The organism is Streptomyces sp. NPDC047117 (assembly GCF_040643545.1).
Lineage (GTDB): Bacteria > Actinomycetota > Actinomycetes > Streptomycetales > Streptomycetaceae > Streptomyces.
On the sequence record NZ_JBEYUN010000002.1, the window covers coordinates 133,027 to 145,702 of the forward strand.

Genomic DNA, 12,676 nt, shown 5'->3' on the forward strand with positions numbered 1-12,676 from the left:
GACGAGCATCCCGTACGACCCGCATTGAAGCCATTTGCACCAAGGGACGGTGACCGATACCTCTCGCTCCCGGCATACGGACGGGCGGGTGGCCGAGGCGCACAAAACGCCTCGACCACCCGCCCGTTGAGGGGCTGTGCCGCCGTCCGCTAGGAAACGACCGCCGGGTCGGCCGTCTGAGCGACCTTGCCGGAGTTGTCTTCGTCACCCACGGCGATTCCGCGGCGCTTGGAGAGGTACACCGCGACCACGATGATGAGCAGCGCGAGGACCGCGGCCGTGACCCGTACGCCCATGTTCGCGTCGTTGCCGTAGCTGAACTTGACCACGGCGGGCGCGATGAGCAGCGCCACCAGGTTCATCACCTTCAGCAGCGGGTTGATGGCCGGGCCCGCGGTGTCCTTGAAGGGGTCGCCCACGGTGTCACCGATGACGGTGGCCGCGTGCGCCTCGCTCCCCTTGCCGCCGTGGTGGCCGTCCTCGACCAGCTTCTTGGCGTTGTCCCAGGCACCGCCGGAGTTGGCGAGGAACACCGCCATCAGAGTGCCGGTGCCGATCGCGCCCGCCAGGAAGGAGCCGAGCGCGCCGACGCCGAGCGAGAAGCCGACCGCGATGGGCGTGAGCACCGCCAGCAGGCCGGGGGTGGCCAGCTCGCGGAGCGCGTCCTTGGTGCAGATGTCGACGACCCGGCCGTACTCCGGCTTCTCGGTGTAGTCCATGATCCCGGGCTTCTCCCGGAACTGCCGGCGCACCTCGAAGACCACCGAACCCGCCGAGCGGGACACGGCATTGATGGCCAGTCCGGAGAAGAGGAAGACCACCGCGGCGCCCAGGACCAGCCCGACCAGGTTGTTCGGCTGCGAGATGTCCAGGCTCAGCCCCATGCCCGTGGCGGCGTCACCCACCTCCCCCACGGCCTTGGCGATCGCGTCGCGGTACGAACCGAACAGCGCGGCCGCCGCGAGCACCGCCGTCGCGATGGCGATGCCCTTGGTGATGGCCTTCGTGGTGTTGCCGACGGCGTCCAGGTCGGTGAGGACCTGCGCGCCGTCGCCCGTCACGTCACCGGACATCTCGGCGATGCCCTGCGCGTTGTCGGAGACCGGCCCGAAGGTGTCCATGGCGACGATGACGCCGACCGTGGTGAGCAGGCCCGTACCGGCGAGCGCGACGGCGAACAGCGCCAGCATGATGGACGTGCCGCCCAGCAGGAACGCGCCGTACACGGCCAGGCCGATCAGCACGGCCGAGTAGACCGCCGACTCCAGACCGATGGAGATGCCGGACAGCACGACGGTCGCGGGGCCGGTCAGCGAGGTCTTGCCGATGTCCCGTACGGGGCGCCGGTTGGTCTCGGTGAAGTAGCCCGTCAGCTGCTGGATGAGCGCGGCGAGCACGATGCCGATGGCGACCGCGACCAGGGCCAGGATGCGCGGGTCGCCCGCCCGGCCGGTGATCGCCTCGTCGGTGACGCCGGTCAGGCCCGCGTAGGTGGACGGCAGGTACGTGAAGGCGGCGATCGCCACCAGGACCAGCGAGATGGCGGCGGAGATGAAGAAGCCGCGGTTGATGGCGGTCATGCCGCTGCGGTCGGAACGCCGGGGCGCGACGACGAAGATGCCGATCATCGCCGTGACCACGCCGATGGCCGGTACGAGCAGCGGGAAGGCGAGGCCCGAGTCACCGAAGGCGGCCATGCCGAGGATCAGCGCGGCGACCAGGGTGACGGCGTACGACTCGAACAGGTCGGCCGCCATGCCGGCGCAGTCGCCGACGTTGTCGCCCACGTTGTCCGCGATGGTCGCGGCGTTGCGCGGGTCGTCCTCGGGGATGCCCTGCTCCACCTTGCCGACGAGGTCGGCGCCGACGTCGGCCGCCTTGGTGAAGATGCCGCCGCCGACTCGCATGAACATGGCGATCAGCGCGGCGCCGAGGCCGAAGCCCTCCAGCACCTTCGGCGCGTCGACCGCGTAGACCAGGACGACGCAGGAGGCGCCCAGCAGGCCGAGGCCCACCGTGAACATGCCGACGACCCCGCCCGTGCGGAAAGCGATCTTCATCGCCTTGTGCGAAACGGCCGTCAGATCACGGGGCGCCGTATCGCCTTCGGCCGGGGTGGCTTCCCGGGCGGCCGCGGCCACGCGCACATTGCTGCGCACCGCGAGCCACATGCCGATATAGCCGGTGGCCGCGGAGAATCCCGCGCCGATCAAGAAGAACACGCTGCGCCCGATGCGCTGCGTCCACGTGTCCGCGGGCAGCAGCATGAGCAGGAAGAACACCACGACGGCGAATACGCCGAGGGTGCGCAGCTGCCGCGCGAGATAGGCATTCGCGCCTTCCTGCACGGCAGCGGCGATCTTCTTCATACTGTCGGTGCCCTCGCCGGCCGCGAGCACTTGCCGTACCAGCACGGCCGCGACGGCGAGCGCCGCCAGGGCCACGACGGCGATCACCAGCACGATGCCGCGGTTGCCGCTCGTCAGTGATGGCTCGGCCAGGTATGTGGGGGTGTCGAGCATCTGAGGGGTGTAAGGCCCCGCCATTCGTCCTCCTTGACGTTTGGCACATGGGCGCGCGAATGCACGCTCAGGCGTCCTGAGCAAAGATGTGGACGGATTGTAGGGAGCCGCACTAGATCAAAACAGTACGCGTCAAAGGGAATTCGCCTGCAGCCGCGAAGATCAATAGGTGATCGCTCCGAGAATTCGCCCGTACGACGGAATGCAGCAAATTCGCTGACCGCGCACGGATGATCTCGCTGTCCTATTGAACGCCGCTGCTCAGAGGCGAGCGCGAGATCCTTTTCGCGCAGGCGGTACGGGGCACGCCGCGGAGCCGCACCCTCCGCTGCGGCGCGCGGCGCTGACGGAACGACCCGCGTGTGCGTACGCGTACGAACATGTAGGCGTAGGCGTAGCCCCACCGGTACACCCGCCCCCACCCCCGGTCCCGGCCGAACAGCGTGCGGGACGGTACGGCGACGGTAGGAGGGGGCGGGGGCGGGGAGAGACCGGGCAGGGCCGGGTGGAGGCCGCCGGGGTCAGGCGGGGGGCCTGCGGCGCGGATGGTCGGGTCTCGGGGGCCACGACGCGGCCCTCAGGCCGAGGTTGCGGGCGGGAGGTCCCGGTACGGGCTACGGCGGGGATTGTGGCGTGAACGGGCCGCTCGGGGCTCGATCGGCGCGTGGCGGCGGGTGCGCGCGGGCGGGAGCCCAGGCGCGCGCACGGCAACAGCGGCCGCCGCGAGGGATCGACCAAGGCGCCGAGTGGGCATGGCGCAGCGGAGCCGCGGGGATCGGCCGAGGCTCGGTCGGCCGGGGCTCGGTCGGCCGGGGCTCGCCGGGTGGCGGCGGGGCGGCGTGATCGGCCGGCGCTCGGACCGGCAGAGACGCGCTCGTTCTCGGACCGGCGGACGCGCTCGTTACGGCAGGACCGGGTCCGGAACCGTCGGCCAGCTCATCCGGATGACGCCGCCGTTGTCGCTGGAGGACACCTCGACGTCGTCGACCAGACCACTGATCACCGCGAGGCCCATCTCGTCCTCGGCCTCGTCGACGGCCGCGGACTCGGCGCCGTCGGGATCACCGTCCGCCGCGTGCTGCACACCCGGCACGGAACTCGCGGCCGACCCCGGTACCTCGTCGCCGACCTCGATGGAGAACTTCTTCTCGTCCTCGATCAGCATGACCGTGATCGGCGCGGCGACGTCATTGCTGCGGTGCAGACCGACGGCACGACTGCACGCCTCACCGACGGCGAGGCGCACCTCGTCGAGCACCGCCTCGTCCACCCCGGCCCGTCGTGCCACGGCGGCCGCGACCAGGCGCGCGGTCCGGACGTGCTCGGGAAGGGCACTGAAACGAAGTTCGACGGTGGCCATTGCCATCCCCCTCGGTATGCGGGCGTGCTAGGCAGGGGGCCGGACGCGTCGCCCGGTACCCCCCACTGCTTCCTGCCCCCGCGCACGCGGCGCGGGGCACCGGACAGCTGTCAGTCGGTGGCCGAGACGGCCTCGTCGACCGAGGTGTGAATCGGGAACACCTTCGTCAGTCCGGTAATACGGAAGATCTTGAGAATGCGCTCCTGGTTGCAGACCAGGCGCAGCGAGCCCTCGTGGGCACGCACCCGCTTCAGGCCACCCACCAGAACGCCGAGCCCGGTGGAGTCGAGGAAGTCGACGCGCTCCATGTCCACCACGAGGTGGTAGCTGCCGTCATTCACGAGCTCGACCAGCTGCTCCCGCAGCTTGGGCGCGGTGTATACATCAATCTCGCCACCGACGTCGACGACCGTACGGTCGCCAACGGTACGGGTCGACAGGGACAGGTCCACGGATCCTCCAGCACCTTGCTATCGAGCGGTCGCCCCCCATGGATCGGCAGCCGCGATGGCATTCAATCACTTACCAGCAGGCGCGCACGACGCCTTAAGAGCATTGTCCGTCACACCGGTGACACACTCGGTGCCGATGGCCTCCAATCAACCTCCGCCGGATGCGGGTGCGCGCCCCTCCCCGGGCATGGTCCTCGACCGTCTCGCCAGGGGAGAGATCCGCGCTACGCGCATCACTCATACGGAGCACTTGCCCCCGCGGATCGGCAGCCATGCCGACTGGCCCGCATCTATCCGTACGGAAGTGATCGACGCCATCCGTACCACGGGCATCGAGCGCCCCTGGAAGCACCAAGCCCGTGTGGCGGAACACGCGTTGCACGGCGAATCGGTCATCGTCGCGACCGGCACCGCCTCGGGAAAATCGCTGGCGTACCTCGCCCCCGTGCTGTCCGGACTGCTGGACGGTTCCGAGGCCCCCAACGGCCGGGGCGCCACCGCCCTGTACCTCGCCCCCACCAAGGCCCTCGCCGCCGACCAGCGGCGCGCCGTCCGCAATCTGGCCGCCCCGCTGGGCACCGCGATCCGCCCGGCCGTGTACGACGGCGACACGCCGGTCGAAGAACGCGAATGGGTGCGCCAGTACGGCAATTACGTCCTCACCAACCCCGACATGCTGCACCGCGGCATCCTCCCGGCCCACCCCCGCTGGTCCTCCTTCCTGCGCGCGCTGCGCTACGTGGTCATCGACGAGTGCCACACCTACCGCGGTGTCTTCGGGTCGCACGTCGCCCAGGTCATACGCCGGCTGCGCCGGGTCTGCGCGCGCTACGGCTCCGAGCCGGTCTTCCTGCTCGCCTCCGCCACCTCCGCCGAGCCGGCCGAGTCGGCCGGGCGGCTCATCGGCGCGCCGGTCGTGCAGATCACCGAGGACACCTCGCCACGCGGTGAGGTCGTCTTCGCGCTGTGGGAGCCGCCGCTCACCGAACTGCACGGCGAGCACGGCGCGCCCGTACGCCGCACCGCCACCGCCGAGACCGCCGACCTCCTCACCGACCTCGCCGTACAGGGCGTCCGCAGCGTCGCCTTCGTCCGCTCCCGGCGCGGCGCCGAGCTGATCGCCCTCATCGCCCAGGAGCGGTTGAGCGAGATCGACCGCTCCCTCCCCGGCCGGGTCGCGGCGTACCGGGGCGGCTATCTCCCCGAAGAACGCCGCGCCCTGGAGCGCGCCCTGCACACCGGTGATCTGCTCGGCCTCGCCGCCACCACGGCACTGGAACTGGGTATCGACGTCTCCGGCCTGGACGCCGTCCTCATCTCCGGTTACCCCGGCACCCGCGCGTCCCTGTGGCAGCAGGCCGGCCGCGCCGGGCGCGCCGGGCAGGGCGCCCTCGCCGTGCTGGTCGCCCGCGACGACCCCCTGGACACCTACCTCGTCCACCATCCCGAAGCCCTCTTCGACCAGCCGGTCGAGTCGACCGTCCTCGACCCCGACAACCCGTACGTGCTCTGGCCCCACCTGTGCGCCGCCGCCGCGGAGATCCCGCTCGGCCCCGAGGACCTGGCCCTCTTCGGCCCGGAGGCTCCGGACGTCCTCGCGGGCCTGGAGCGCCGCCGGCTGCTGCGCCGCCGCGGCAGGTCCTGGTACTGGACCCGCCGCGAACGCGCCGCCGACCTCACCGACATCCGCGGCCAGGGCGGCTCCCCCGTCCAGGTCGTGGAGGCCGCCACGGGCCGGCTCCTGGGCACGGTCGACGAGGCCGCGTCGCACTCCACCGTCCACGAGGGCGCCGTCCACCTGCACCAGGGCCGCACGTACGTGGTGAAGCACCTGGACCTGGAGGACAGCGTCGCCCTGGTCGAGGAGGCCACGCCGCCCTACTCCACGGCCGCCCGGGACACCACCGCCATCTCCGTCCTGGAGACCGACACCGAGGTGCCGTGGGGCGACGGGCGCCTGTGCTTCGGCTCCGTCGAAGTCACCAACCAGGTCGTCTCCTTCCTGCGCCGCAAACTGATCACCGGTGAGGTGCTCGGCGAGACCAAACTCGACCTCCCGCCGCGTACGCTGCGCACCCGCGCCGTGTGGTGGACCATGACCGAGGACCAGCTCGACGCGGCCCGGGTCAATCCGGAACAGCTGGGCGGCGCCCTGCACGCCGCCGAACACGCCTCCATCGGCATCCTTCCGCTCTTCGCCACCTGCGACCGCTGGGACATCGGCGGCGTCTCCGTGCCCCTGCATCCGGACACCCTCCTTCCGACGGTCTTCGTCTACGACGGCCACCCGGGCGGCGCGGGCTTCGCGGAACGCGCCTTCCACACCGCCGCCGACTGGCTCGCCGCCACCCGCAAGGCCATCGCCTCCTGCGAGTGCGACGCCGGCTGCCCGTCCTGCATCCAGTCCCCCAAGTGCGGCAACGGCAACGAACCACTCCACAAGCGAGGCGCCATCCGCCTGCTGACCGAACTGCTGCGAGGAGCGGACGCGGCGGAGTCGAACCCCCGGCCCGCGGGGTCGCCCGAGGCCGCCGGAGAGGCGGGGTGAACCGGCACGGGGCGGACCTGTGAGGGGGCGTCCGAGGGGCCCGCTCGGGAGCGGATCCTCGGGGCGAACGGTCCCGCGCGGGACTCCGCCGCCACGTCGGCGATCTCGGCCCGCACGGAGCACCGCACCAGCTGTGCGTGCTGCGCCGCCGCGACCTGCCGGGCCGCTTCGCACGCCTCGGCCTCCCCGTACAGGCTCCGCCCCGCGGCGGCGAGTGCCGCCAGATCGGCCGCCGCGCCCGCCCGGTGACGGGCGATCGCCGCCTGCCCGAGGGTGAGCACTACGGCGAACACCGCGCACAGCGCCATCGCACTCACCGCCGCGCAGACCGTCGCAGCCCCTTCATCACCTCTGCGCCCCCGCGGCTCACCGCCCCGCCGTCTCCTCAGCAAGAGCGACCGCCTCCCCTCTGAGCGTCATGTTCAGCGGCCCCAGCGCCGGCACCGCCGCCGCAACCCGTACGCGGACCAGGTCGCCCTCCCGTTCGAGCGCGACCCGCGCTCCCCGCGGGGCGATCGCACGGGCGGCCGCCAGCGTGCTGTCCTCGGCCTCCGCTCGCGCCGCCGCCCGGGCCCCGGCGCGGGCGGCGTCCACGCACTGGATCTGCGCGCACGCCGCCATCAGCCCCCACAGGAGCATCGCCACGAGCAGCACCAGCGTCGGAATCACCGCCGCCGCCTCGGCCGTCACCATCCCCCGGTCCGCCGACGCCTTCGCCGAGACGGCTCTCGCCCTCGCGGGGACGACGTTCGCTCTCACGAAGACGGCCGTGTCAGACCGGAGCATGGAGTGCCCTGCCGATCAATGAACTCAGGGCCGAACTCACCGACCCGCTCGTCACGACCTTGAAGAGCACCGCGGCGAACGCACAGGCCGCCAACGTGCCCATGGCGTACTCGGCCGTCGTCATCCCGCGATCCGCACGCTTCCGCAGCACCGCCCACCGCCGGCTGCACTCGCTCCCGTTACGCGCCGCCCGGCGCCTCCTCGCCAGCCGTCGCGTCACCCTCCCGAAGGTGAGGCGAGCGACGGCCCATGCGGCCCAGCCGGCGGGCCCTCCCGCGACGGTCACCTGCTCCTGGCCCCCGGCCACAGCCACTGCCCGCGCTGCCCGCGCCCTACGTGCGACACCACCGGCCGCAGCCGCCCACTCGGGCACAGCCGTATGCGGCACTTCCGCCACTCCCGTCGCGCCCCCCTTCGCCCTCTCGCTCGTTGTCCCGTTCGTTGTCCCGCTCGTTGTCTCGCCCGTTGATTCGCTCGATGTCCCGTGCGTCACTTCCTCTGCCGTCGCTCCGGGCTGCTTCCACGCTGCTGTCGTCATGAGATCCCCCTGTAGGCCCCTGTAGGCCCCTGTAGGCAATGCCGTTGATGTGTGGTGATGGATGTTTTGATACGTGGTGACGGGTGTTCAGTTCGTCGGGCTCAGCAGCCCCTGGGCCAGCCCCACGAGCACCGGGGCGACCCCGAGCGTCAGGAAGGCCGGCAGGAAGCACACCGCCAGCGGCAGGGTGACCAGCACCCCCGCCTTGCGCGCCGCTTCGGTCGCCGTGCGACCCCACTCGGACCGCAGGTCCGCCGCGATGCGCGCGACCGACTCGACCGCCGGCGCACCGGATATGTCCGCGCGCGCCAGGCAACGCCCCAGCTCCCGTGCGCCGGGCAGCTCCGCGAACCGCCCCCAGCTCGCCGCCCCTTCGCCCCCGAGGCGGAGTTCCGCAGCGGTGTGCCGCAGGCGTTCGCCGACCGGGCCGCCTAAAGACTCGCCCACCGCGGCCGCCGCCTCGCCGGGACTCGCACCCGCCGCGAGGCAGCCGGCCAGCAAATCGGCCGCGGAAGCCAGTTGTTCGCGTACGGCCGCCTCCACCGCACGGGCGGCGGACCGGGCGCGCACCTGACGCCGTCGGCGTCGCGTGGCGTACGCGGCCACGACTCCCAGTGCGGCGCCGACCGCCCCGCCGACCAGGACGAAGCCGGTAACGGCAGCGGCCACAACCACGGTCCACTCCCGAACGGCCGCGGTCCGCCGCTCGGCACGGACCCGCCCCTCCGGCCCTCGGTAAGACGCACCGCGCCTCGCCGAGAAGACAGCTTCCGGGTTCGCGGCTGAGAAGATACGGGTCGCGCGCCGCCGGACAGCACGCGCGTGGACGGCCTGCCGAAGGGCCGAGGTCGTGCCGATCGCCGTACAGATCGCAGGAGTGGCGAGACAGATCACGGTAGTGGCGGGCGAGAAAACAATCCCCAGGCTGTGGATAACTTCAGCGGTCACCATCGGCCCGCCGTCCCTCGGCCGCGCGGACGATACGGACCGTCCAGAGCACGCCGGCCCACTCCAGCAGTCCGCCGACCGCGAGCAGCCCCCAGCCGACCGGAGTGTGCAGAAGCACGTGGAGCGGGTCCGCTCCCAGCGCGCTGCCCATCAGCAGTCCGAACGCCGGGAGGAGCGCGAGCATCAGGGCGGTCGTCCGGGCGCCCGTCAACTGGGCGTTCAGGTCTGCCTGTTGATGCCGCTGCGCCCGAAGTCCCGCCGTGACGCGTTCGACGCCCGCCGCGAGTCCCACACCGCCCTCGACCGCGACCTGCCAGCAGGCGGCCACACCGGTCAGCCCCTCGGCACCCGGTAAGCGCGCCGCCTCCCGCAGCGCGGCCGGCACGTCCCCGCCGTACCGCGCCGCTGCCAGCACCGCGGCCCCCGGCTCCCCCAGCCCCTCCGGGCCCGCGTCCGACGCCGCCTCCGTACCGGCGAGCAGCAGCGCCTGTCCCGGTTGCCGCCCCGAGCGCAGTTCGGCGGCGAGCGCGGCGCAGAGCGCGATCACGTGGTCGCGACGTCGGTGACGCTCCCGCTGGGCCGCGCGAGCGCACAGTCGGCGGTGGACGACCGGCACAGCCAGCGCCCCGAGAATCAGCGGCAGCAACGACTGGCCCAGCAGCGCCAGTCCGGCACCTAGCGGGAGGCACCACCACGCGTGGCCCAGTCGCACCAGGCGGGCCGTCCAGGATCGGCACCTCAGGACCGTGCGTTCCCCGTACGCCCGAAGTCGGCCGCGACGAGGCCGGCCCCCGGCACCACTCCGAGGCCCGTCCCCGGCGCCCCACTGCTGTACCGCGAACCCGGGGCCGGACGTCTCGCCGCCTGCCAACAGCAGACGGGCGCGGCGTACGGAGCTGTCCCGGCCGCCGATCCTCCAGAGGCCCGCCCCCGCGCACAGCAGCGCCGCGCACACCGGTGTCATCGCGTCCGTCGTGAGCTGCGCGGTCATGGCGCTCCCCCGTTCTGCGCGTTCCCCCGGTCGCAGAGTTCGGCGAGGCGGGGCCAGCCTTCGGCCCGGCGGAAGCCGGCCGGATGCCAGACCGCGGCGGGTGTGGTGGTGACCAGGCCCGAGGGGGCGCGGTCGAGGACATGGATCTCGGCGATGCGGCGATGGCCCGTACGGTCGCGTACGAGGTGGAGCACGACGGAGAGCGCGGCGGCCAACTGGCTGTGCAGGGCCGCCCGGTCCAGCCCGGCGGTCGAGCCGAGCGCCTCCAGACGGGCCGGCACATCGGCGGCGGCATTGGCGTGCACCGTGCCGCAGCCGCCCTCATGGCCGGTGTTGAGCGCGGCCAGCAGGTCGGTGACCTCCGGGCCGCGGACCTCGCCCACGACCAGCCGGTCCGGTCGCATGCGCAGCGCCTGGCGCACCAGATCCCGGAGTGTGACGAGACCTGCGCCTTCCTGGTTGGCCGGGCGGGTCTCCAGCCGTACGACGTGCGGGTGGTCGGGACGCAGCTCGGCGGAGTCCTCGGCGAGGACGATCCGCTCCTCCGTGCCCACCAGGCCCAGCAGGGCACTGAGCAGCGTGGTCTTGCCGCTCCCGGTGCCGCCGCTGATCAGGAAGGACAGCCGGGCGGCGAGGACCGAACGGAGCAGGCGGTCGCCGCCGGGCGGGACCGTGCCCGCCGCGACCAGCTCGTCCAGCGTGAACGCCTTCGGGCGCAGCACACGCAGCGAGAGGCAGGTCGAGCCGACGGCCACCGGCGGGAGCACAGCGTGCAGGCGGGTCCCGTCGGGCAGGCGCGCGTCCACCCATGGGTGCGCGTCGTCCAGTCGCCGGCCCGCCACCGCCGCCAGCCGCTGGGCGAGCCTGCGGACGGCCGCGGCATCGGGGAAGCGCACGTCGGCGCGGTGGAGTCCGCCGCCGCGGTCCACCCACACCTCGTCGGGCGCGGTGACCAGTACGTCCGTCACCTCCGGTGCGGCGAGCAGTGGCTCCAAGGGGCCGCTGCCGGTCATTTCGGAGCGCAGCGCCGTCACGACGCCGAGCACCTCGGCGTCCCCGAGCAGCCGTCCTTCCTCGCGCAGCGCCACGGCCACGCGGGCGGGCGTCGGTTCGGCACCGGCCCTGGCGAGCCGCAGCCGCACGGCTTCCAGGAGCTGTTGTCCTGTGCCGCCGGAAGTGGTCGCGGCCTGCTCCACAGGCCTCCCGTCCCGCACGGCGCTGCTGATGCCGGCCTCGGTCGCGCCGCGGGAAAGCTCCGCGGAGCGTTGCGTGGTGGCGGTCGGCGTCGCCCTCCGGGGCGCCCCCGGGCCCCTGAGCCGAGTGCCGAGGCCGTTCATGAGAGGCCGCCCTCTTCGTGCCGGGAGCGGCGGCCGGCGCCCGCACCCAGTACGTCACGCCCCTCGGAGCGGGGGCTCGCCGCCTCTCGTCCGTCCAGCACCCGCGCCCAGAACTCCGTACAGAAGCGGCTCAGCGGTGACCGTGGATGTGCTCCCGGTGGGATGCCGCGGCCGAGGGCATCCGCGAGCTGCGGGTCCCAGGGCAGGGTGCCGACCGGGGGCAGGGAGAGCAGCCGGGCCGGTTCGCCGTCCGGCAGGCCGGGCCCCGGCACCTCGCGGGCCACGACGCGCAGGTCGCGCAGGAGAGTCCGGGCCGAGGCGGCGACGCGCTCGGCCGCGACCGTCGCACGCAGTTCGGCAGGGACCAGCAGCAGCCCCACGTCGATCTGGGTGAGCGCTTCCGCGACGGCTCCGTCGAGGCGGCGCGGCAGGTCGACCACGACGACGCCGCCGCGCCTGCGTGCCGCCGCCATCACCGCGCGCATGGCCTGCGGCGGGATCGTCACGGACTCGCCGCGGTCCCAGCTCAGCACGCGCAGCTCGTGCAGCCGCGGCAGGGACTCGGCCAGGGCACCGCCGCCGACCCGGCCGCGGGACTCGGCGAAGGCGGGCCAGCGCAGCCCCTTCTCCCGCTCGCCGCCGAGCAGGACATCGAGGCCGCCGCCCAGTGGATCGGCGTCGATCAGTATCGTCCGGTGGCCCTGCCGCGCTGCCGTCACGGCCAGAGCGCAGGCGAGGGTGCTCGCGCCGGAGCCGCCCCGGCCGCCGAGGACGCCCACCGTCAGGGCCGGGCTCCGGTCTCCTTCCACCGCGTCCGCGATGCGGTCCACCAGCCAGCTCTCGCCGCCCGGCAGCCCGAGGACCCGCTCGGCGCCGATCTCCACGGCCTGCTGCCACACGCGGGTGTCGTCCGGATGCTGTCCGATGAGGACGACGCCGGGCCGGCGCCCTGCGCCGCGCAGCCGGTGGACACACTCCTCTCCGACGATCACCAGCGGGGCCGTGTCCCAGCCGGCCGCGCCGGCTCCCCCGGCGTGCGACACGGTCGGCATCGTGCCCGCCGCCGCGCAGAGCCTCAGAAGATCGTCGAGGAGGTTTTCGTCCTCCGTGACGATCAACGGACCGGGTTCCTGCGCGTCCCGCTTCGTACCGCCCCAATCGCTGCTTCCGACCACGTTCTGTCCCCCTGTCGCT

10 protein-coding genes and 1 pseudogene are annotated in these 12,676 nt (G+C 72.9%); 1 reads left to right on the top strand and 10 read right to left on the bottom strand.

Translation table 11 applies throughout. The features are described 5' to 3' along the window. Positions 1-149: 149 nt before the first annotated feature. The 3 genes from ABZ840_RS03715 to bldG form a co-directional block, all read right to left on the bottom strand. Positions 150-2,546, bottom strand: coding sequence for a sodium-translocating pyrophosphatase (locus ABZ840_RS03715; RefSeq protein WP_361552760.1), 2,397 nt, complete (start codon positions 2,544-2,546; stop codon positions 150-152). An 877-nt stretch (positions 2,547-3,423) separates the two neighbouring features. Continuing rightward, positions 3,424-3,882 carry an ATP-binding protein gene (locus ABZ840_RS03720; protein WP_361552763.1) on the bottom strand — a complete coding sequence of 153 codons (459 nt, stop codon included), beginning with the start codon at positions 3,880-3,882 and terminating at the stop codon, positions 3,424-3,426. A gap of 110 nt (positions 3,883-3,992) precedes the next feature. Continuing rightward, the gene (bldG, locus tag ABZ840_RS03725; protein WP_052866070.1) at positions 3,993-4,334 is read right to left on the bottom strand and encodes an anti-sigma factor antagonist BldG; all 342 of its coding nucleotides are present in this window, start codon (positions 4,332-4,334) and stop codon (positions 3,993-3,995) included. A 55-nt stretch (positions 4,335-4,389) separates the two neighbouring features. Here bldG and ABZ840_RS03730 point away from each other — a divergent pair, with 55 nt between their 5' ends. Continuing rightward, positions 4,390-6,882 carry a DEAD/DEAH box helicase gene (locus ABZ840_RS03730; RefSeq protein WP_361552767.1) on the top strand — a complete coding sequence of 831 codons (2,493 nt, stop codon included), beginning with the start codon at positions 4,390-4,392 and terminating at the stop codon, positions 6,880-6,882. A 47-nt stretch (positions 6,883-6,929) separates the two neighbouring features. Here the strand turns inward: ABZ840_RS03730 and ABZ840_RS03735 are convergent. From ABZ840_RS03735 to ssd, 7 genes and pseudogenes are all read right to left on the bottom strand, one after another. Then, positions 6,930-7,274: pseudogene (locus ABZ840_RS03735) on the bottom strand (Rv3654c family TadE-like protein); the annotation flags it as partial. Further along, positions 7,249-7,575 carry a TadE family type IV pilus minor pilin gene (locus ABZ840_RS03740; RefSeq protein WP_361553884.1) on the bottom strand — a complete coding sequence of 109 codons (327 nt, stop codon included), beginning with the start codon at positions 7,573-7,575 and terminating at the stop codon, positions 7,249-7,251. The pseudogene ABZ840_RS03735 and the gene ABZ840_RS03740, both read right to left, overlap by 26 nt. 79 nt (positions 7,576-7,654) lie before the next feature. Next, a complete protein-coding gene (locus tag ABZ840_RS03745; protein WP_361552770.1) occupies positions 7,655-7,819 on the bottom strand; it encodes a DUF4244 domain-containing protein in 165 nt (54 codons plus the stop codon). Positions 7,820-8,293: 474 nt separating this feature from the next. Next, a complete protein-coding gene (locus tag ABZ840_RS03750; RefSeq protein WP_361552773.1) occupies positions 8,294-8,875 on the bottom strand; it encodes a type II secretion system F family protein in 582 nt (193 codons plus the stop codon). A 268-nt stretch (positions 8,876-9,143) separates the two neighbouring features. Next, a complete protein-coding gene (locus ABZ840_RS03755; protein WP_361552776.1) occupies positions 9,144-10,145 on the bottom strand; it encodes a type II secretion system F family protein in 1,002 nt (333 codons plus the stop codon). After that, positions 10,142-11,341, bottom strand: a complete 1,200-nt coding sequence (locus ABZ840_RS03760) for a TadA family conjugal transfer-associated ATPase (RefSeq protein WP_361552779.1) — start codon at positions 11,339-11,341, stop codon at positions 10,142-10,144. Before ABZ840_RS03760 ends, ABZ840_RS03755 begins: the two co-directional genes overlap by 4 nt. Before the next feature lie 137 nt (positions 11,342-11,478). Next, on the bottom strand, positions 11,479-12,657 hold the full coding sequence (gene ssd / locus ABZ840_RS03765) for a septum site-determining protein Ssd (protein WP_361552781.1): 1,179 nt from the start codon (positions 12,655-12,657) through the stop codon (positions 11,479-11,481). Positions 12,658-12,676 lie beyond the last annotated feature (19 nt).